This window comes from Sphingomonas sp. PvP018, assembly GCF_017876865.1.
Taxonomy (GTDB): domain Bacteria; phylum Pseudomonadota; class Alphaproteobacteria; order Sphingomonadales; family Sphingomonadaceae; genus Sphingomonas; species Sphingomonas aerolata.
The window spans coordinates 1,954,711-1,976,310 of record NZ_JAGIOU010000001.1; the positions used below are offsets into that span (position 1 = coordinate 1,954,711).

The 21,600-nt window shown below is 67.1% G+C and carries 14 protein-coding genes, 1 tRNA gene and 1 pseudogene; 11 read left to right on the plus strand and 5 right to left on the minus strand.

The features are described from left to right. The first annotated feature begins 164 nt into the window (after positions 1–164). Both J3A66_RS08515 and J3A66_RS08520 read left to right on the plus strand, forming a co-directional pair. On the plus strand, positions 165–2,051 hold the full coding sequence (locus J3A66_RS08515; RefSeq protein ID WP_209568261.1) for a HAMP domain-containing methyl-accepting chemotaxis protein: 1,887 nt from the start codon (positions 165–167) through the stop codon (positions 2,049–2,051). 54 nt (positions 2,052–2,105) lie between these two features. After that, a complete protein-coding gene (locus J3A66_RS08520; RefSeq protein ID WP_192139326.1) occupies positions 2,106–2,447 on the plus strand; it encodes a PilZ domain-containing protein in 342 nt (113 codons plus the stop codon). 63 nt (positions 2,448–2,510) lie between these two features. Here J3A66_RS08520 and J3A66_RS08525 read toward each other — a convergent pair whose 3' ends face one another. From J3A66_RS08525 to J3A66_RS08545, 5 genes are all read right to left on the minus strand, one after another. Continuing rightward, a complete protein-coding gene (locus tag J3A66_RS08525; protein WP_209568263.1) occupies positions 2,511–3,698 on the minus strand; it encodes a heparan-alpha-glucosaminide N-acetyltransferase domain-containing protein in 1,188 nt (395 codons plus the stop codon). Continuing rightward, positions 3,699–5,792, minus strand: a complete 2,094-nt coding sequence (locus J3A66_RS08530) for a TonB-dependent siderophore receptor (RefSeq protein WP_348634020.1) — start codon at positions 5,790–5,792, stop codon at positions 3,699–3,701. A gap of 454 nt (positions 5,793–6,246) precedes the next feature. After that, positions 6,247–6,558 carry a hypothetical protein gene (locus J3A66_RS08535; protein WP_209568265.1) on the minus strand — a complete coding sequence of 104 codons (312 nt, stop codon included), beginning with the start codon at positions 6,556–6,558 and terminating at the stop codon, positions 6,247–6,249. Beyond that, a complete protein-coding gene (locus J3A66_RS08540; protein ID WP_192098806.1) occupies positions 6,555–7,133 on the minus strand; it encodes a hypothetical protein in 579 nt (192 codons plus the stop codon). Before J3A66_RS08540 ends, J3A66_RS08535 begins: the two co-directional genes overlap by 4 nt. A gap of 642 nt (positions 7,134–7,775) precedes the next feature. Next, positions 7,776–7,851 (minus strand) — tRNA-Thr (locus J3A66_RS08545). A gap of 233 nt (positions 7,852–8,084) precedes the next feature. Between J3A66_RS08545 and J3A66_RS08550 the strand changes: the two are divergent. The 9 genes and pseudogenes from J3A66_RS08550 to J3A66_RS08590 all read left to right on the plus strand — a co-directional run. Next, positions 8,085–8,621: pseudogene (locus J3A66_RS08550) on the plus strand (hypothetical protein); the annotation flags it as partial. 472 nt (positions 8,622–9,093) lie between these two features. Beyond that, positions 9,094–13,758 carry an NAD-glutamate dehydrogenase domain-containing protein gene (locus J3A66_RS08555; RefSeq protein ID WP_209568267.1) on the plus strand — a complete coding sequence of 1,555 codons (4,665 nt, stop codon included), beginning with the start codon at positions 9,094–9,096 and terminating at the stop codon, positions 13,756–13,758. Positions 13,759–13,911: 153 nt separating this feature from the next. Then, a complete protein-coding gene (cobS, locus tag J3A66_RS08560; protein ID WP_031393922.1) occupies positions 13,912–14,916 on the plus strand; it encodes a cobaltochelatase subunit CobS in 1,005 nt (334 codons plus the stop codon). Between the two features lie 4 nt (positions 14,917–14,920). After that, entirely contained in the window at positions 14,921–16,744 is a 1,824-nt protein-coding gene (cobT, locus tag J3A66_RS08565; RefSeq protein WP_209568269.1) for a cobaltochelatase subunit CobT, read from the plus strand. Between the two features lie 22 nt (positions 16,745–16,766). After that, a complete protein-coding gene (locus J3A66_RS08570) occupies positions 16,767–17,009 on the plus strand; it encodes a ribbon-helix-helix domain-containing protein (protein ID WP_031441063.1) in 243 nt (80 codons plus the stop codon). Positions 17,010–17,083: 74 nt separating this feature from the next. Continuing rightward, complete coding sequence (locus J3A66_RS08575) at positions 17,084–19,588, plus strand: TonB-dependent receptor (RefSeq protein ID WP_209568270.1); 2,505 nt, start codon at positions 17,084–17,086, stop codon at positions 19,586–19,588. An 8-nt stretch (positions 19,589–19,596) separates the two neighbouring features. Further along, a complete protein-coding gene (locus tag J3A66_RS08580; protein WP_209568273.1) occupies positions 19,597–20,343 on the plus strand; it encodes a tetratricopeptide repeat protein in 747 nt (248 codons plus the stop codon). After that, positions 20,337–21,020: a Fe2+-dependent dioxygenase gene (locus J3A66_RS08585; protein WP_209568275.1), complete on the plus strand. Its 684-nt coding sequence runs from the start codon at positions 20,337–20,339 to the stop codon at positions 21,018–21,020. The genes J3A66_RS08580 and J3A66_RS08585 overlap by 7 nt, the downstream gene beginning before the upstream one ends. After that, positions 21,013–21,600: a DUF922 domain-containing protein gene (locus J3A66_RS08590; RefSeq protein WP_209568278.1), complete on the plus strand. Its 588-nt coding sequence runs from the start codon at positions 21,013–21,015 to the stop codon at positions 21,598–21,600. The genes J3A66_RS08585 and J3A66_RS08590 overlap by 8 nt, the downstream gene beginning before the upstream one ends.

Sequence of the window (21,600 nt, forward strand, 5' to 3'; positions counted from 1 at the left end):
GCCGGACTGCCCCCAGGCAGGTAACGTCCAGGCCGCGGAGAGTAATAGGGCGGGTCCGACCAGTCGAGGCACCGTCATAATATCCACGCGCCACCTCCGAGCACTGCATTCCCGCCTATTATAGAAATCGAAACGTGTCCCAGTACGGAACAGGCCAGCAAAACATGATGATGACGAAGTCCCGGTCGCGTGATGCGATGTCGCTGACCCGTATGATCCGGATGGCGGGCGTGGTCCTGTTCGGACTGATGCTGCTCTGCGGTGCGACCGGCATCGGCGCGGCGTGGATGCAGAGCGCCGCGCTGCACCGTCTGACCGATGCGACGACGCTGCTTTCCAATCACCAGGGCGCGGACATGATGCACGACGCGATCCGCAGCGACGTGCTCGCGACATTCCAGGCAGCGGAGCCCGGCAGCGCGATCAAGCCGGATGATATCCAGAAGGATTTCCGCGAGCATCTCATCGCCCTGCGCGAGGGGATCGCAGCGGATTCGGCGTACACCGGCGATGCCGAAGTCGCCGCGGTAACGTCCAGGCTGGCGGCGCCGATGGAGGCCTATGTCCGCATCGCGACGCAGGTCATCGATCGCGTCGGCCGCGATCCGGTCGCCGCGCGTGCGATGCTGCCCCGGTTCTTCGATCAGTTCCGCGTGCTCGAAGTGTCGATGGGCGCGGCGTCGGATGCGATCGAGACGAATTCGACACGGTCCGCCGAGAAAGCGGAGCAGCTCGGCACGATCGCCATGATCCTGCTCGCCATCACGCTGGCGGTCGGCATTGCCGGAACGCTGGCATTCGTGATGGTCGCACAGCGCCGGGTCGTCCAGCCGATCGTGATCCTTGCCGGCACGATGCGCGCGCTCGGCGATGGCAATCTTGCGGCCGAGGTGACCGGCGCGGATCGCGGCGATGAACTGGGCGACATGGCGAAGGCGATGCTGGCGTTCCGCAACCAGCTTCAGGCCGCCGAGGCTGCGAAACAGGCACAGGCCGCGCTGATCGTCGACAGCCTTGGCACCGGCCTCACCGCGCTGGCGCAGGGCGATCTGACTGCCGAGGTGGTCGCGGACCTGCATGCGCCGTTCACCGGGCTCAAGAGCAACTTCAACAGCGCGCTCGCCAGCCTGCGCGGGCTGATCGGATCGGTCGCGCAAGGGGCGATGATGATCCGGACCGGATCACAGGAGATCGCGCAGGCCAGCGAGGATCTCGCCCGGCGCACCGAAAGCAACGCCGCCAGCCTCGAGCAGACCGCGGCCGCGATCGCGCAGATGGATCAGCGCCTCAAGGCTACCGCGGTCGCCGCGGGCCAGACCGTCGAGCGGGCGGACGGCGCGATCACCACCGTGGCGGACGGGCGCAGGATCGCGGACGAGGCGGTCCAGGCGATGACCCGGGTCAGCGAAAGCGCGACCGGGATCGACAGCGTGATCGAAGGACTCGACAAGATCGCGTTCCAGACGCGCGTGCTGGCGATGAACGCCGCGGTCGAGGCAGGGCGTGCCGGCGAGGCGGGCCGTGGGTTTGCGGTCGTCGCCGACCTCGTGTCCGCGCTGGCGATGCGTGCCGAGGAGGAGGCCGGACGCGCGCGCGACCAGCTGACCGCGACGCAGGCCGATATCGGCACCGCGGTGGAACGCGTGCAACGGGTCGATGGTGCGCTGTTGGCGATCTCGACGGATGTGCGCGGCGTTCACACGCTGCTCGCCGGGATCGCGGACGACAATCGTGCACAGTCGAGCGCGATTACCGAGGTCAGCATGGCGGTCGGCGCGATGGACCAGGCAACGCAGCAGAATGCAGCGATGGTCGAACAGACCTCCGCGGCGGCGCGCAACCTGACCGCCGAAGTCGCAGCGCTGTCGGACCAGGCGGCGAAATTCCGCATCGAGGGCGCGCAGCGTGGCGCCGGGGCATTTCGGCAGATGACCGGGCAACCAGACCTACAGGGCGGCGCTCGCATGCGCTCGTCTCGATCGGCGACCACCAGCCCCCCCGCCCCGGTTGGTATCGACGAGGACGCGGATTACGGGTTCGCCGCCTTTTGACGCGAGCGACGCGTGCTTAACGCGGCATTAGGGTTGTTGGCCTAGGGCTGGCATATGAAGACCTACCGCCGCCTCGCCAGCGACATCAGCCACGATCTGCTCGATCGACGCAATTGCACGCGTCGTGCGATCAGCCTCCCCGTGACGATCGTCACCGGCTTCGGCGACGAGCATGCGGCGATCGTTCAGAATGTCTCGTCCCGGGGTTTCAATATCCAGTCCGAATATGGCGTCACGATCGGCCGGTTTCTCTCGCTCGACATACCCGGGCTCGCCCAATATCCCGGCTGGGTGGCGTGGTCTTATCTCGGGGGATTCGGGCTGGAGGTCGCCAATCCGATCCCCGAACAGGTGATCGAACATATCGTTGCGATGGCCGTCAGACACGCCGCCTGAGCTGCGGCATGCCCGTCGGGGGCCGCGTGATCGCGTCGTCACCGCACCGATGCGGACCTGCCATCAGAAAAACCGCAGCCACGCAATATCCCGACGACGCTGCTTCAACCGTGCGAACCACATCGTTGGAAGCGCAAACGGTATGATCAGGGCGACGTACCAGATGAGCACCCAGGCATAGCCATCGACCATGAAGACCGCGCCATCGGTCGGCCCCCACCACGCCAGCGCGGTGTGATAGAGGATGCGCAGCATGGTGAGATGAAACAGATAGAAGAACATCGGTGCGGCGCCAAAGACGGCCAGACCGGAGACAAGCCGTGAGCTCGCCAGTCGCTCGCATTGCGCCAGCAGCAGCGCTCCGCCGCCCAGGGTCGGCAGCAGGAACAGGAGCGACGGCGGATATTTCGTCATCGACAGGAAGCTGATCGCCGTCCGCAGCGGGCTGTTGTCGACCACATGCCAGGGCGCGTCGCCATAGAGGTTGAACGCGCGCAGCGTGATGAAGCCGACGATCATCCCGATGCCGAGCCGCGTCAGATATCGCCTGCGCTGCGCGGATTCGACCATGCGGTCAAACCACGGCCCGATCGCGTGACCGAGCAGCATGACCCCCAGCCACGGAAGGATCGGATAGGTCGTCCTGGCCAGGAACCCGAACGGCAGGGCGATGACGTCGCGCTGGTGCAGCAGCGCCCAGACCGGAAACAGCGTGTCCCCCTGGTGCAGTCGAACGGGATCGAGCAGATTGTGGCCACATACCAGCACGAGTCCCAGGGCGATGCGTGCCGGCCGGGGGAGCCGTATCAGCCCGGACAGAAGGATCATGCACAGGCCGAGGCACCAGATCACCTGCAGCCAGAAGGTCGGCTGCGGCACCACCCCCCAATAAAGTGGTGAGAGGTACAGCACGTCGATCGCCATCAGGAGCAACCCGCGCTTTGCCAGGAAGGCGGCGGTTTCGCGCGGCGTGTGGCTGACGCCGAAGAGATAGGCGGAAAGGCCGGTCAGCGCGACGAAGATCGGCGCGCAGAAACTGGCGGCGAAGCGCGCGATCGCGAGTGCCGGCATGACCGTGTTCGCATCCACCGGATCGGGCATGGGAACAAGGACAAGCCATGTCTCGCGCAGATGGTCGAGCAGCATCAGGATCATCACGATCCCGCGCACCGCGTCGATGCTCTCCAGTCGCCTGCGCGGGATATCGCGATCGGGTGCGGCAGCGCGCGTCTGGTCCGTCATTATCGCCATTCAGAATTCCGCTCGCAGCGACGCGCGCACGGTGCGTGGCGCGCCTGGATAGATCCAGACCGAATTATACGAGCTTTGCGCGTAGCGCTCGCCGAACAGGTTATCGACCTCGGCGCGGACCGTCAGCGCACCCGATAATGGAATGTCGGCGGACGCCTTCACCTTCACATAATCGGGCAACATGAGCCCGCTGGCGTCGGTCGCGCCGGACCGCTTGCCGACATAGGCGACACCGCCGCTGATCTGCCAGTCCCGGCCGGTGCCGGGATCGAAGCGGTGCACGATGAAGGCCGTCGCCGAATGATCGGGGACGTTCAGCGCCAGCGGCGTGGCGAACGACCGATCGTCGGTGCGCGCCCGGGTCCAGGCATAGTTCACCACCGCCTGCCACCGCTCGGCAAGCCGCAGCGACGCATCGAATTCGACGCCGCGGCTTGTCAGCGATCCCACCGGCGCCAGGAAATTGGCGTCGTTCGGATCCGTCGTGAGGACGTTGCTCTTTTTGATATCGAACCAGGTCAGGCCGACATCGACACCGCGCCAGCGGCCCGCCGCGCCGATCTCGTAGCCATGCCCTTGTTCGGGGGCGAACGCGACCCCCCCCGCGCCACTGCCGGAATTCAGCTGGAACGACTCACCCCAGTTGGTGTGGACCGAGAGCGCGTCGCTGACGGCATAGCGCGCGCCGAGCCGGAAATTGACGGGGCGCCCCCTGGACACGGTCGTCGCCTTGACGAGATTGCGCGCGAGCTGCTGCCGATAGGCGTCGAGGCGGATGCCCCCGACGAGATCGAGCCGATCGGTCACCGCCCAGGCGTCCTGCGCGTAGAGCGACACCACGCGCCGCGTTTCGCGCTGATCGATACTGGGCAGGAGCGGCAAGGCCTGCGTCTCGCCATAGACGGGGTTGAAGACGTCGATCGCATAGGGATTGTCTGCGGTCGGATTTCGCCGGTTCAGCAGTTCGAGATAGTCGAGCGTGTAGCCCTTGATGCCCAGGCTCGGACGATGAAGCCCGAGCGCCTGCACTTCGCCGCGCACTTCGAGACGCGCGGACAGATCCTCGACTTCGTAACCCCGTTCGCGACGCTGTCGCCACAGCGTGTGTCCGTCGACGAGGCGCGACGGATCCGCCGAAAAGCCCCGCAACGTGCCGGTCCGATAGGCGACGCCGCCGACGAGCGACCATGTCCCGCCCAGCCGCGCTTCGCCGGTCAGCTGGTGTCGGGTGTCACGCGCGCGCGTTGGCCCGTTCGAGGGTTCGCCGAGAAACCGCGACGCCGGCAGCGCGAGCGGATCGCCATCGACCGCCGCCACGCCGCGGTCGAACGGCGCGTCATAGACGATATGCTGCGCGAGGTAGGTCAGCTGTACGGCGTCGCTCGGCCGGAAGGTCAGCGACGGGGACACGACGCGGCGCTTCACCGTCACGAAATCGCGGTACCCGTCGCTGTCTTCGGTCGCTACCACGATCCGTGCGGCGAGCGTCCCGGTCAGCGGCCCCGTCGCGTCCAGTTCGATGCGACGCGTGTCGAACGATCCATAGTGCAGCGAAGCCGACGCCTGTGATGCAAAACGCGGCGTCTTGCTGACCATATTGACCCGCCCGGCGGGATCGATATCGCCGAAGACGGCGCCGGCAGGACCCTTGAGGATCTCGATGCGCTCGATCGTCGCGGGGTCCCGCGCGGGGGCGCTGCCGCGATTGGCGATGAAGCCATCGGTATAATATTCGCCGCCGCCATCCGCTGTGCTCAGGAAGCCGCGGATCGCAAAATTGTCGGCAAAGCCCCCGCGATTATTCTGCTGGCTGCTGCCGCTCACCAACTCCAGCGCGTCGCTCAACCGGTAGGTGCCCGCCGCCCGCAGGATGTCCTGTTCGAGCGACCGGCTCGATTGCGACATGACTTCGGTCGCGCGATCGGAAGAAAGCGTCGCGTCCCGCGATGTCCGGGTCCCCAGCACGACGATCTCGTTCCGCTCCGCTGGCTCCTCGACGGCCTGCGCAAGCGCTGGCGACCCTGCCATCATCCCGATCGCGCCAAGCGTGTGCCGCAGCCGAAGCGGCACACCCCCGCCCGATAATCGTGTCACAGTCCGCATCGTCCAGCGTGCCAAGAGACTTCCTCATATGCGATGATATGTTGTCTCCTAACGTCACTACTCCGCGATGGCAACGCGGCCGACCGCAGTGGTGGCCAGGTGTACGAACGATCGACCTGAACCTTCAGGGTAGGACGCAAAACAAGAAGCATCGAGCTTTGCCGCCCGTCCTCCTGACGCTCGATCGCTGGCTATGGGCCGAATACGCGACCTCACGTAAATCAAATTGAGGGACCGCGCCGGTCGCGGCTGGCTGGTCAACTACCACGGGCGAGCGGTGCAGGATGTCGACCGGGCCTAGGACACCATGCTTACGAAGCTCGGACTGCCGAAGGGCCGCGAGTGGCGCTCGTACCTATTGCCCCACAGCCTCACGACGCTCACGCGCAACCGCGGCGCTACGAAGTGGGATTTAGAAGGTTTCATGGGTCACAGCGACGGCCGCTCAGCCCCTCGCGTCGCGCAACGCTTCCAATGTAGCCATCTTGACCGGGTCGTCAACTGCAAGAGCCTCTTCAAGATAGTAGCTATAAGATATGTTGCGCACCACCTCTTGCGCCTCGCCACTATATGCTTCCGCTATGATCGGAAACGCATTCACGAGCTCACGGAGAAATCCCTTGTCCATCTCCTGAAGATGGCTAGCTAAGGCTTCCATCATCTTCACGGCGGTGTCAGGGTTAAGTTCCTCGTCGTCGGTCAGTTCGAGGAACACGGCATACTCCGCGATAGTTTCTGCAACCTGCATAGCGATCATGGCTTCACAACCTTTACATGGATGTTCGTGATGCTCATCTGCTTGAGCAGTTTCAGTGCTTTGGTTTTCTCGACAGGCGTAGGGACCTCCCACGTCCCGATCAGACGGTGTTGTGCTAATACCTCCGACTGCCGCAAAATCTGGGCGCGCGAACGAGGCCTGTTTACGACAGCCCATTTTCGGTCGACCATATAATCGCCCTGAATGCCGTCAGACTTCACCGGCCGCTGAGAACCGTTGGGCATCGTCCGCATCAACGTTAGCGCCTGACCGGCGCGCGCGCCGGGCGCCGAATCGTTATAGGGTTTCCAAGGCTTTTTTGACTTGGTCGTCTCCTTGACCCAGCCGATTTGCGGCGGGTCAAAGGTTATACGCGGCCTCGCGATAGCGAGTCGGCGCAATGCGGCAGCCTTGGAGAGCGCCGCCCCCGGCGCTACCGCCAGCGCGACGTTCCCAGCAACCTTTCCTGCGGCGCGACCGATGTCCCGCGCCGAGGCGTTGGCAACGGCGCTTGCCGCGCGGGAGGCCTGGATATGGGCCGGGGTATCCTCAGCAGTGATTGCGGTGTCGATCATGGCCGCGATGCCACGGCCGGCGTTGCGAACAGTCGTTACCGGATTTGTTGTTAGCGCAGCATGGACTCCCGCCACGGTTCCTTCCCCAACATCATAAGTCCCTGACCGACGCCATCAACGAATTCGGCGACGGGGTTCGGCTGACCACCGGGCCGCGCTCCCGGGATCCGCGTGGACTGCACCTTGGCCGACCTGCGTTCTACCGATTTCGGGTCGTCGCCCGTGAGCGATCGGGCGCGGGGCGTTTCAGCCTTTGGCGGTTTTGCGGTCCGCGATGTATGATTATCCCCTGGGCTTGGAGCGCGACCGCTCCCAGAACGCGCACGATCGTTTCTGGCGCTCGTCGTATCGGTTTGGGTCGATCCATCATGACGCCCCGCGCCTGCAAATGTAAACCGGCCGTCCGCCGGATCTGCCATGGATTGAATTTGAGTTCGAGACCGTCAGGACCTAGCGCCGATGGCACCATGCCCGTCCGTAGCCACCGTGAAAATGCGGTCCGCTTACTGGTGCCTGATGTCTGGACCATGCCATCCCCCGCCTATTGCGGCGGTGAGAACATAAGAGAAACATTATCCTACAAGCCAAGCGCAACGCAAGCAAATCTTAAAATTCGCCCTGCTCAACCGCGCTTCTGTAGTATGGTGCCGCTTACAGGACTCGAACCTGTGACCCCCGCATTACGAATGCGATGCTCTACCAGCTGAGCTAAAGCGGCCCGATGACGGATATCTCCGGTCGAGGGGGCGGCGCTTAACAGGGGAAAATTGCGGTGACAAGCACTAACCCGCATTTACGTGCCGTTTACCAAGCAGCGTGCACAAGCAGCCGTAAGTGAACGGGGAAGTTTTCGGTATGGGCATGCGACGCGAGCCGGACGGCGAATACGGCGAGATCGACGAGGCCGCGACGGGACTTCCCGGCGGGGCGACCGACGCGGGCGTCAACGACGTGATGTTCGATCTGGGCGGGGACGAACGCCGGATGCACGTCCGCGCCTATAACCACTGGGTGTCGCTGCTGAGGGGACGCCCCTATCCGAAGATCGCGGACCTCGATCCCGGCTCGATCGCCGATTTCGGCCCGCACAGCGTGCTGCTCGACTTCCGCACCGATCCGGGCACGGGTGCGGATCGGGATGCCGCAGCGGTGATGACGATCGACGATCCGCGAATCGCCTATCTCGGCGCCAAGCTGCGTGAGGAATGCGGGCTGGTCGGGCCGATCACGTCGATCGCCGACGTGCCGAGCCGGTCGCTGCTGTCGCGGCTGACCGATCATTATCTGCAGATCATCGCGAATCGCGCGCCGATCGGGTTCGAGGCCGAATTCGTCAACAGCCGCGGGCGCACGACGCTGTACCGCGGCATCCTCATGCCGTTCTCGTCGAGCGACGAGGGCATCGATTTCCTATATGGCGTGATCAACTGGAAGGAACTCGCCGACGACCGGATGCAGGCGACGCTCGCCGCCGAGCTCGAGGCGGCGGTTCGCGCCGCGCCGGTGCCCGCGTCCGGGCTCACCGCCTATGCCCGCCACGCGCCGATGATGCCGGGGCTCGGTGCGTCGCTGGCGTCGGCCGGGCACGCGCCCGCCACCTCGCCGGGCGTGCCGATCTGGGCCGACGGGCCGAGTGCCGAATTCGCCGACCCCATAGCGGCGACCGGCCCGACCGACGGCCCGGCACCCGACACGCTGGCGCATGTCGTGCTCCGGACCGATGCGGAGCCCGGCGCGATTGTCCTGCTTGTCGCCCGCGCGGGGGTGGATGGCGGGCTCGACATCATCGGCACGATCACCGACGACGCGGCCCTCACCGCGCAGGCGATGGCCGCGATCGGGTAGGCGGAAACCGTGTTCGCGCCGCGCCGATGCGCCTCCGAATGCTGCACCGCAACAGCGGTGTTCGCACCTGCCACAAGCCTTGAGGTCGTATCCTACCCGGCGCATAGGCGCGGTCATGGCTGATCTTTCCACGACGCTGACCGACGCGCTCGCCGCCCGGTTGACCGAACGCGCGCTTCCGGGCGAACTCAAGGACTTCGGCACGACGGAGGCGGCGCACGCCGCGGCTTTCGTCGTCGCCACGGCGCTTCGCCGCGACGATGGCGCGCCCGCCATCGCGCTCGAACCGATCAGCGCCGACGACACGCGCCGCCGCATGCGGCTGGCGATCGTCAACGACGACATGCCATTCCTGGTCGATTCGATTTCCGCCGCAATCGCCGCGCAGGACATCGCGATCGATCGCATCATCCACCCGGTCGTTCACACGACGCGCAGCCCCGATGGCTTGCTCCAGGCGATCGGTGACACCGGCCCTGCCGAATCGATGATCTATCTCGAGATGGAGCGCGCCGACGCCCGCGATCGGCGCGGGCTGATCGAGGAACTGACCGGGGTTCTCGCCGATGTGCGCGCGGCGGTGAAGGACTGGCGCGCGATGCAGGGCGCAATGGCAACTGATATCGCGCTGCTCCACAGCGACGGCCCTGATGCGGAGGGCGCCGCGCTGCTGCGCTGGTTCCTCGACGGCCATCTGACGCTGCTCGGGCATCAGGTCTGGCACCGCGACGGCAGCGGCGGCGCCGCGCTTGGCATCGCGCGCAATCCGCATGCCGTGCCGATCCTGGCGGAGGCCTCGCGAGCGCTCGCGATCCAGTGGTTCGAGGCGGGCAATCTCGCCCCGCTGCTGCTGAAGTCGAACCTGATCTCGACCGTCCACCGCGCCGTCCCGCTCGATCTGGTCGTCGTGCCGGTGATCGAGGGCGAGACGATCGCGGGACTGTCGATCTACAGCGGTCTGTGGACCAGCGCGGCGCTGGCGACGATGCCGCGCGACGTGCCGATCCTGCGCACCCGGCTCGCCGCGATGAAGGCGAAGTTCGGCTTCGATCCGCGCGGCCATGCGGGCAAGGCGCTGACCCACGCATTCACCGCCCTGCCCCATGATCTCGTCATCGCGTTCGCGCCCGACGCGCTCGAGGAACTCGCGCTGACCGCGATGAGCCTGGCCGACCGGCCGCGTCCCGCGCTGGTGCTGGTCGCATCGCCGCTCGGCCGCCATCTGTTCGGCTTCGTCTGGCTGCCGCGCGACGACGTCACGACCGGCCGCCGCACCGCGATCGGCGAGATGCTCGCCGAGGCCGCGAATGCCACCGTGCTGAACTGGTCGATCGCGCTCGAGGACGGCGAGACCGCGATGCTGCGCTACACGCTCGACCTGCGCGGCGAAGGCCGCGTACCCGACGTCGCGCCGCTCGCGCTCAGGCTGCAGCGGATGGTCCGCGGCTGGGTGTCCGACGTCGAGGCCGCGCTGGTCGAGACATTGCCGTCGCCGCGCGCCGCCCGCCTCGCGCTGCGCTGGGCCGCCGCCTTCCCGCAAAACTACCGCAACCTCAGCAGCCCGGCCGAAGCCGCCGAGGACATCCAGCGGCTCGCCGCGCTCGACGGGTCGGGCTCGCGCGGCGTGCGCCTGATCTCCAGCGCGCCCGGCGAAGACCGCCAGCTCAAGATCTACAAGCTGGGCGGCGCGCTGCCGCTGTCCGATGCCGTGCCGGTGCTCGAGAATTTCGGCTTCCGCGTGATCGGCGAATTGCCGACCCGGCTGCAGGAGGACAGCGATCCCTTCGTGCACGACTTCGTGCTCGAGGCGAACGATGCGGTCGCGCAGGCCGACGCCGCGACGCTCGAGCGCGCGATCGCCGCGGTGCTCGAAGGCGCGGCCGAGAACGATGCGTTCAACCGGCTGATCGTCGAGGTCGGCATGAGCCCGCAGGCGGTCGTGCTGTTCCGCGCCTGGTTCCGCTATCTGCGCCAGGCGGGACTGCCCTACGGCCTGACGACGGTGGTCGACGCGCTGCGCCGCGCGCCGAGAGTCGCGACCGCGCTGATCGCGCGCTTCGCCGCCGCGCATGATCCGGCCGATGCCGGGCATCCCGCCGACGCCGATGCGACGATCGAAGCGGGACTCGATGCTGTGACCGCGATCGACGACGACCGCATCCTGCGCGCCTATCATAGCCTGGTCGGCGCGACGCTGCGCACCAACGCCTTCACGCCCGCCGCAGTCGAAGCGCTCGCGTTCAAGCTCGACAGCCACCTGATCCCCGGCCTCCCCGCGCCCGTGCCGTGGCGCGAGATCTGGGTATACAGCCCGCGGATCGAGGGCATACATCTGCGCGCCGGCCCGGTCGCGCGCGGCGGGCTGCGCTGGTCCGACCGTCGCGACGATTTCCGCACCGAGATTCTCGGGCTCATGAAGGCGCAGCGCGTGAAGAACGCGGTGATCGTGCCGACCGGCGCGAAGGGCGGCTTTTATCCCAAACAGCTCCCCGCCCCGTCGAACCGCGACGCGTGGCTGGCGGAAGGGACCGAGAGCTACCGGATCTTCATCCGCACGCTGCTGTCGATCACCGACAACATCGTCGAGGGCAAGGTCGTCCATCCGAAGGGCGTCGCAATCCTCGACGGCGAGGATCCCTATTTCGTCGTCGCCGCGGACAAGGGCACCGCGACGTTCAGCGACGTCGCCAACGCGCTCGCGCTCGACCGCGATTTCTGGCTGGGCGACGCGTTCGCGAGCGGCGGCTCGGTCGGCTATGATCACAAGGCGATGGGCATCACCGCCAAGGGCGCCTGGGTCTCGGTCCAGCGTCACTTCGCCGAGCGCGGCATCGACGTGCAGAGCGATCCGATCACCGTCGTCGGCTGCGGCGACATGTCGGGCGACGTGTTCGGCAACGGCATGCTGCTGTCGAAGTCGCTCAAGATCGTCGCGGCGTTCGACCATCGCCACATCTTCATCGATCCGAACCCGGATCCCGCCGCAAGCTGGGACGAGCGCGCGCGCATGTTCGCCCTCCCCCGCTCGAGCTGGGCCGATTACGACACCGCGCTGATCTCCGAAGGCGGCGGCGTCTTTCCGCGCACCGCCAAGGTCATCCGTCTCTCGCCCGAGGCGCAGGCCGTGCTCGGCATCGCGGTCGACGAGATCGAACCCGGCGCGCTGATCTCCGCGATCCTCAAGGCGCCCGCCGACCTGCTCTGGTTCGGCGGCATCGGCACCTATGTGAAGGCGGCATCCGAGAACAACGTCCAGGTCGGCGATCCCGCCAACGACCGGCTGCGTGTCAACGCCGAGGATCTGCGCGTCACCGCGATCGGCGAAGGCGCCAATCTCGGCGTCACGCAGGCCGCGCGCATCGCGTTTTCCGAGCGCGGCGGGCGAATCAACACCGACTTCATCGACAATTCGGCGGGCGTCGACTGCTCGGACAACGAGGTCAACATCAAGATCGCGCTGAACCGCGAGATGATCGAGGGACGCCTGGGATATGAGGATCGCAACGCGCTGCTCGCCAGCATGACCGACGACGTCGCGCATCTCGTGCTCGAGGACAACCGGCTCCAGACGCTCGCGCTGTCGATCGCCGAGGGCGCGGGAGCCTTGGCAGGGCCCGGCGGCCTTGGCGGCGCGACCGGCGGCGGTGGCGGCCCGGGATCGATGCCGAGCTATGTCCGCGTCATCGAGATCTTCGAGGGCAGCGGACGGCTCGATCGCGCGGTCGAGGGGCTGGCCGCCAATGACGACCTGCTCCGCCGCGGGCTCGACGGCCATGGCCTGACGCGTCCCGAACTCGCGGTGCTGCTCGCCACCGCGAAGCTCGCGCTGCAGGATTCGATCGAGCATGCCGGGCTCGGCGACGACCCCGCGCTGAAACCCGATCTTCACGCCGCCTTCCCGGCCGCGATGCGCGAGCATTTCGCGCAGGCGATCGACGACCACCGGCTGCGCGGCCAGATCGTCGCGACCAAGCTCGCCAACCGCATCGTCAACCGGCTCGGCGTGCTCCACCCGTTCGAGCTTGCCGAGGAGGAAGGCGCGGCGATGGGCGATATCGCGGCGATGTTCGTCGTCGCCGAACGGCTGTTCGACCTGCCCTCGCTCTGGGCGGACATCGAGTCACGACCGATGCCCGAAGCCGCACGCATCGCGCTGTTCGACGAGGTGGCGGTCGCCACGCGCTCGCAGATCGCGGATCTGCTCCGCGTGTCCGCGCCCGGCACGATGCCCGGTGCCGTACTCGCGCGCCTCGCCAAGGGGATCACGCATCTCGATGGCCAGACCAAGGCGCTGCTGCTCGAGGAGGCGAGTGCGCAGAGCGACCGCATCGCCGCGCAGCTCGAGACGGCGGGTGCCCCGCACGACCTCGCGATCAAGGTGGTCCGGCTGTTCGAGCTCGACGGTGCGGTCGGGCTTGCCGACCTCGGCGAGCGCCTCGCGCTCGACGAGGCGGTGCTGACCCGCGCCTTCACGCATCTGGGACAGGCGCTCGGGCTCGACTGGGCACAGGCGAATGCCGCGCGGATCACGCCGTCGGATCCCTGGGAACGCCTGTTGATCGCCGGACTTGCGCGCGATTTCCAGCAGTTGCGGCTGGAGTTCCTCGCACGGTGCGGGGCCAAGGATCCGCAAGGCGCGGTCGACACATGGCTGGCGAGCAATGCCACCCGCGTCGCGCAGTTCAAGGCGGTGATCGACCGTGCACGCCACGCCGCCGTCCCGAACGCCGCGATGCTCGCGCAGATCGCCAGCCAGGCGCGCGTCCTGCTCGGCCGATAGGCGCAAACCGAAGCCCTGCCCCGCCGCATTCCCGGCGGGGCGGGAACCCATCGCGCGTCCGGCGGTTCGATGATGTCTTCCCGACAATCGCGTACGTCGCGGTTGAGTATTCACCCGCGCTTGGCCTAGAGCTACCGGGAACACGAGGCCAGCATGACCGATATCCCCAATACCCAGCCTGACAGCCGCGAGACGACGATTCTCGACGCCCCCGACCGCATGGTGAAGGTGCGCGAGATGTTCGGGATCGATTCCGACATGGAGGTGCCCGCCTTCTCCGAGGCGGACGAGCGCGTTCCCGATCTCGATCCCGCCTATGTCTTCGACGCGGACACGACGCTCGCGGTCCTTGCGGGCTTTGCGCACAACCGCCGCGTGATGGTCCAGGGCTATCACGGCACCGGCAAGTCGACGCATATCGAACAGGTCGCGGCGCGCCTGAAATGGCCGTGCATCCGCATCAACCTCGACGCGCATATCAGCCGTATCGACCTGATCGGCCGCGACGCGATCGTCCTGAAGGACGGCCAGCAAATCACCGAGTTCCGCGAAGGCCTGCTCCCCTGGGCGCTGCAGACCCCGACCGCGCTCGTGTTCGACGAATATGACGCTGGGCGTCCCGACGTGATGTTCGTGATCCAGCGGGTGCTCGAGACCGAGGGCAAGCTGACGCTGCTCGATCAGAACCGCGTGATCCGCCCGAACCCCTGGTTCCGCCTGTTCGCGACCGCCAACACGGTCGGCCTCGGCGACACCAGCGGGCTGTATCACGGCACGCAGCAGATCAACCAGGGTCAGATGGACCGCTGGAACATCGTCGTCACGCTCAACTACCTCCCCGCCAAGGTCGAGGCGCAGATCGTGCTCGCCAAGTCGGGCGAATATGACAAGCCCGACGGCAAGAAGGTCGTCGAAAATATGGTCCGCGTCGCCGACATGACCCGCAAGGGGTTCGTCAACGGCGACATCTCGACCGTGATGAGCCCGCGTACCGTCATCACCTGGGCGCAGAACGCGCTGATCTTCGGTGACGTCGGCTTTGCGTTCCGCCTGTCGTTCCTCAACAAGTGCGACGAGGCAGAGCGGTCGCTGGTCGCGGAATATTACCAGCGCGTGTTCGGCAAGGACCTGCCCGAGAGCGTGATGGGCAAGGCCTGAGGCCTTGGCGAACGAAACGCCCCTCGACCGGTTCAAGGCGGTTCTCGCCGGCACCGCGCGTGCGATCGCGGAGGAGCCCGAGGTCGAGCTCGCCTTCACCGCGGACGCGCCGGCGCAGTCGGGCAAGCACATCAAGGTGCCGATGCCCGCGCGCGCGCTGCCGCCCGAACAGGTCGCGGAAGCGCGCGGGTTCGCCGACGGCTTCGCGCTTCAGCTGAAGCATCACGACATCGCGCTGCACAACCGTGCCGCACCGGTCGAGGCGGTCGCGCGTGCGGTGTTCGACGCGGTCGAGACCGCACGCGTCGAGGCGCTGGGGTCGCGCGGCTATGCCGGCATCACCGACAATCTCGCCATGGCGCTCGACGTCCGGCTGCGCGCCGACCCGATCACGCGCGCGCGCAACCGGGACGAGGTGCCGCTGTCGACCGCGCTCGGGCTGATGGTGCGCGAGCGGCTGACCGGGCAGGAATCGCCTGCGGTCGCCGCCCCCGGCCTCGCGCTGGTACGCGAATGGATCGAGCAGAAGACCGATCTCGACGCGCTGGCCTATGCGATCGACGACCAGAAGACGTTCCAGGGCCTGGCGCGCAAGATGCTCGCCGAGCTCGAGCTCGTCCAGGCGGACCAGGTTCCCGAGGAGAGCGAAGAGGGCGGCTCCGAGGACGAGGGCACCGACGAGCAGCAGCAGGACGAGGGCGACGAAGGCGACGACCAGGGCGAGGACGGCCAGGGCGAAGTCGAGGCGCGCGGCGAACAGTCCGAGCAGCAGAACGAGGAAAGCGACGGCCAGGAGCAGAGCGACGAGTCGATGGACGACATCGACGGCGAGCCCGGCGATGACGGCGAGGAGGGCATGCAGCCCGTCCGCCCCAACCGCCCGATGGCGGACATGGGCACCGCGTTCGACTACAAGCCATGGACGACGCAGTTCGACGAGGTGATCGCCGCGACCGAGCTGTGCGATGCCGAGGAACTGGCACGACTGCGCGGCTATCTCGACCAGCAGCTCGTCCATCTGCAGTCCGCGGTCTCGAAGCTCGCCAACCGCCTGCAACGCCGCCTGATGGCGCAGCAGTCGCGCTCGTGGGATTTCGACCAGGAAGAGGGCATTCTCGACGCGGCGCGTCTCGCCCGCGTGATCGTCAACCCCACGCTGTCGCTCAGCTACAAGGCCGAGCGCGAGACCGATTTCCGCGACACCGTCGTCACGTTGCTGATCGACAATTCGGGGTCGATGCGCGGACGTCCGATCTCGATCGCGGCGATCAGCGCGGACATCCTCGCGCGTACGCTCGAACGCTGCGGCGTGAAGACCGAGATCCTTGGCTTCACCACGCGCGCGTGGAAGGGCGGCCAGTCGCGCGAGACCTGGCTCGCAGCAGGTCGTCCGCCCCAGCCCGGCCGTCTCAACGACATCCGCCACATCGTCTACAAGCGTGCCGACGAACCGTGGCGGCGCGCACGCAACTCGCTCGGGCTGATGATGCGCGAGGGGTTGCTGAAGGAGAATATCGACGGCGAGGCGCTGATGTGGGCGCACGCCCGGCTCGTCGCGCGGCCCGAGGAACGCCGCATCCTGATGGTGATCAGCGATGGCGCGCCGGTCGACGATTCGACGCTCAGCGTAAATTCGGGCTCCTATCTCGAACGCCATCTGCGTCAGGTGATCGGCTGGATCGAGACCAGGTCGCCGGTCGAGCTCGTCGCGATCGGCATCGGCCACGACGTGACGCGCTATTATGCGCGCGCCGTGACGATCATGGACGTCGAACAGCTCGGCGGGACGATCATCGAACAGCTCGCATCGCTCTTCGACACCGAGTGACGGCCATTCGGCCACCGCGCGCGTGATCGCCCCCCCGCGCGGCGGGTTTGCAGGCCCCGTGAAGCGGTCGATCACGATCGCCGGTCACCAGACATCGATCAGCCTCGAACCGATCTTCTGGCAGGCGCTGGAGCGCGAGGCGGTCCGGCTCGGCCTGCCCTTGTCCGCGCTGGTGGCCGAGATCGACGCGCTGCGCATCGTCGCGGACGCACCCCCGAACCTCGCCAGCGCCTTGCGGAGCTGGCTGTTCGCCTCGTCGACTTGAGAACCAGTCGCATTAGCATTGACAGTGCGAACGACTCTCAATAGCGATACTCCAAGAGCAAAAGGGGTTTCACTATGTCGACTGTTTCGCCGCGGGGCGTCGCGCCGCGTCCTGCCACGATGCCCGCCTTCCTGGCCCTGTCCTGCATCGGTGCCTTCACGACCGCGCCGGCGTTCGCCGCCGATGCCGACCGGACGACAGCGACGCCCAAGGCCACGACGGACACGGCCGACGTGCAGCACCGTGACGAGATCCTGGTCAACGGCCACCGCGAACGCGACGCCGGCCCGAAACAGGTCGCGCCGCTGGTCGATACCCCGCGCTCGATCATCGTCCTGCCCAAGGAGGTGATCGAACAGACCGGATCGAACAGCCTCGCGGATGCGCTGCGCACCGTGCCCGGCATCACCTTCGGCGCCGCGGAGGGCGGCAATCCGATCGGCGACCGCCCCTTCATCCGCGGGTTCGACAGCCAGGGCAGCATCTTCGTCGACGGTGTCCGCGACCTCGCCTCGCAGACGCGCGAGGTGTTCGCGGTCGAATCGGTCCAGATCGTCCGCGGGTCCGATTCGACGCTCGGCGGCCGCGGCTCGGCGGGCGGCACGATCAACATCCTGTCGCGCCTGCCCGTGCTCGACACGTTCGGCTCGCTCAGCGGCAGCTATGGCGAGGCGGACTATAAGCGCGTCACCGGCGACCTGAACCTCAAGATCTCCGACACCGCGGCGTTCCGGATCCAGGGCATGTGGCACGACCAGGACGTCGCGGGTCGCGATGCGATCTGGCAGAAGCGCTGGGGCATCGCGCCCTCCGTCGCGATCGGGCTCGGCACGCCGACCCGGCTGACCGCGAGCTTCTATCATATGGAAAGCAGCGAACTGCCCGACAGCGGCATTCCCTATCTCTACACGATCAACAATCACCCCGGCACCGGCAGCGTCACGACACGGCCCGCGCTCGGTACCGTGACGACCGCGGGCGGCCAGACCGGCTTTGTCTCCCGGAAAAACTTCTACGGGCTGGCCGCGCGCGACTTCCGCGACGCCGACACCAACCAGGCGACGATCCGCGTCGAGCATGATTTCGGCGGCATCACGCTGCGCAACACCGCGCGCTACACGCACAGCACGCAAAGCTTCATCTTCACCCTCCCCGACGACAGCCAGGGCAATGTCTATGGCACCACCGCGACCAATACGGGCGCGAACGTGACCAATGGCGGCTATGTCTGGACGCGCGGCAACACGCGCTACGGCTATAGCGAAAGCATCGTCGACCAGACCGACCTGTACGGCAAATTCAATACCGGCGGCATCGAGCACAGCTTCTCGCTCGGCACCGAGCTTTCGTGGGAAAAGACGCGGCGCGGCACGTTCGTGTCGGCGAACGGCTCGACGATCTCGCCACGCTGCAACACGGCGACGATCGCGCGCTCCTATTGCGTCAGCCTGTTCGATCCGGATCCCTATGCGCCATGGGTCAACTACGCGAGCGACACGTCGACGACGCAGACCCCGATCGCACGGGGCGCGCTGTCCACCGAAACGCAGAACGACGCCAATACCAAGGCGGTCTACGCGTTCGATTCGATCACGCTGATCCCCGCGCTGATCCTGAACCTGGGTGCGCGTTACGACCGGTTCGAATCGACGATCACGCTGCCGGGCGCAACGCAGACGAAGCTCACGCGCGTTGACAACCTCTTCAACTGGCAAGCAGGGCTCGTCTTCAAGCCGACCCCCGAAACCAGCCTCTATGCGAGCTACGCGACCGCCGCGACGCCGCCGAACAGCCTGCTCGGCGAAGGCCGCGAGGATAACGCGATCACCGCCGCAGTGCTCGGGCTGTTGAAGCCGCAAAAGACCAAGTCGTACGAGGTCGGCGCCAAGGCGAGCCTGTTCGCCGAGAAGCTGCAGCTCGGCGCGGCGGTGTTCCAGACGGAGATTTCCAACGCGCGCGTGCTCGACGACACGAACACCGCGTCGTTCATCGGCGAGACGCGGATCCGCGGGTTCGAGTTCAACGTCAGCGGGACGATCCTCCCCGGCTGGACCGTCTTCGGCGGCTTCACACATCTCGACCCGAAAATCATCGACGGCGGCTTCACGACGCTGACCGCCCCCGCGATCACGACGACCGCAAACGGGGTGACGACCGTCGTCCAGCCTGCGCGGACCACCGGCGTCGTATCGGTCAACACCGGCAAGCAGGTGCCGCAGACCGCGAAGAACAGCTTCACCGCAACGACCAATATCGACGTGACGAAGCGGCTGCAGATCGGCGGCACCGCGCTGTACATGGACGAACAGATCGGCGGCTATGCCGACAATCGCGCCGCGCGACAGACTGCGGCGGGCGTCGTCACGGTAACCCCCGCGACCAAGGTCCTCACCCGCAGCACGCCCGGTTACTGGCGGTTCGATGCGCGGGCCAGCTACAAGCTGACCGACATGATCGACCTCAGCGTCAACGCGCAGAACCTGACCAACAAGACCTATTTCTCGCAGACCTATGCCAGCCACTATGCCACGCTCGCCGCGGGCCGTACGGTGTTCGGCACGGTCAACCTGCGGTTCTGAGGGCCAGAGTGACGGCGCTAGACACACTTTCGCCCGACGCCATCGCCGCGCGCCTCTCCGGCAGTCCGGAGGAGCGCGCGGCGTTCGTGCGCGAGGCGGCAGACGCCGGCGTGGCGGAGGCACAGGCGGTCTACGGGCAGATGCTGCTCGACGGGACCGGCGTCGCGGCCGATCCGGCTGCCGCGCTGGCCTGGTTCATCAGGGCGGCGGCGCAGCATCACGTGATGGCGCTCAACATGGTCGGGCGCTGCTACGATCTCGGCTGGGGCACGCCGGTCGACAAGGCGCGCGCGGCCGAATGCTACCGGGTCGCGGCTGCGCGCGGGCTCGACTGGGCGATGTACAATTACGCGACGCTGCTGGCGCTGGGCGACGGCGTGCCCGAGGACAGGCCGGCCGCGCTCGCCCTGCTGGAGAACGTTGCGGCGATGAACACAGGGCTTGCCAGCGCGAAGGCGATCAACTTCGTCGGCAGCTTCGCCGAGGATGGATGGGCCTGCCCCCGCGACCTCGCGCGTGCCGCGGCCTGCTATGCGAGTGCGGCAGAGGGTGGCGATTTCCGCGGCTGTTTCAACCATGCGCGGATGCTCGGTGCGGCGGGCGAGATCGACGCCGCGCTCGGCTGGCTCGAACAGGCCGGCGCGCGGGGCAACGCCGCGTTCGTTTCGAAGGCGCAGGCATTTCTCGCGGCCAGCGACATCGCGGCGTTCCGCACGCGCGGCGTCGCGGCGTTGCGGGAGGGCGCGCAGTGCTGATCGCGATTCCGGACGTGCTCGATTCCGCCGGCGTCGCGCGGGTCCGTACGTTGATCGACGCGGCCGAGTGGGTCGACGGCAACGCGACCTCGGGCACGCAAAGCGCGCTCGCCAAGCGCAACGAACAATTGCCCGAGGAGTCCGCCGCGGCGAAGGACGCCGGCGGCATGATCCTCGACGCGCTGGGGCAGTCGGCGCTGTTCATCGCAGCCGCGCTGCCGCTGAAGGTCTTCCCGCCGCTGTTCAACCGCTATGCCGGCGGGCAGGATTTCGGGCTGCACGTCGACACCGCGATCCGTATCCGCCGCGGCAGCGATTTCCGGATCCGCAGCGACCTGTCGGCGACGCTCTTTCTCGACGATCCCGAAAGCTATGACGGCGGCGAACTGGTGATCGAGGATCAGTTCGGACCGCAATCGGTCAAGTTGCCCGCCGGGCACATGGTCGTCTATCCCGCCTCCAGCCTGCACCGTGTGACACCGGTGACGCGCGGCGTGCGGACCGCGTCGTTCTTCTGGCTTCAGTCGATGGTCCGCGACGACGGCGCGCGCCGGATCCTGTTCGATCTCGACCAGGGCGTGCAGGCGGTCGCCGCGGCGCAAGGGATGGGCGACCCGGCGACGATCCGGCTGACCGGCGTCTATCACAATCTGCTCCGTCGCTGGGCCGATGCGTGACCACGCCCTGCCGATCCGGCCCCTCGTCGCGCTGCTCGCGATCGCGGGGCTCACCAGCCAGTCGAGCGCGCAGGCTAACGCCGCGTTTGCCGGAATACCGGACGTGACGATCGACTATTACCCGGTCGATGGCGGCGATGCGATGGCGGTCCGCCGGGCGATCGACGCCGCCCGACCGACCGATGCGCATGACGGCCGCCGGGTCGATGCGCTGAGCAGCTGGGACCTGCGCTGGTCCTGGCCGCGAACCAGACACGGCGGCTGCGATCTTGCGGCGACGACGATCCGATACAAGGCAACGGTGCGCATGCCGCAACTCGCCGCGACCGCCCGGCTGACCGCCGCCGAGCGCGCCGATTGGGACCGCTACGTCGCGGCGCTCGCCCGGCACGAAGCGGGGCATGTCCGCTACACCTATCGCCACCGCGGCGACATCCTGGCCACGATCAGGCGGGCGACCTGCCGGACCGCGGACGCCGCCGCACGGGCAGCGCTGGCCCGGCTCGACGCCTATCAGATCGCCTATGACCGCGAGACGGAGCATGGCACCAAGGACGGGGCAAGCTTCCCCGCCCCCTGA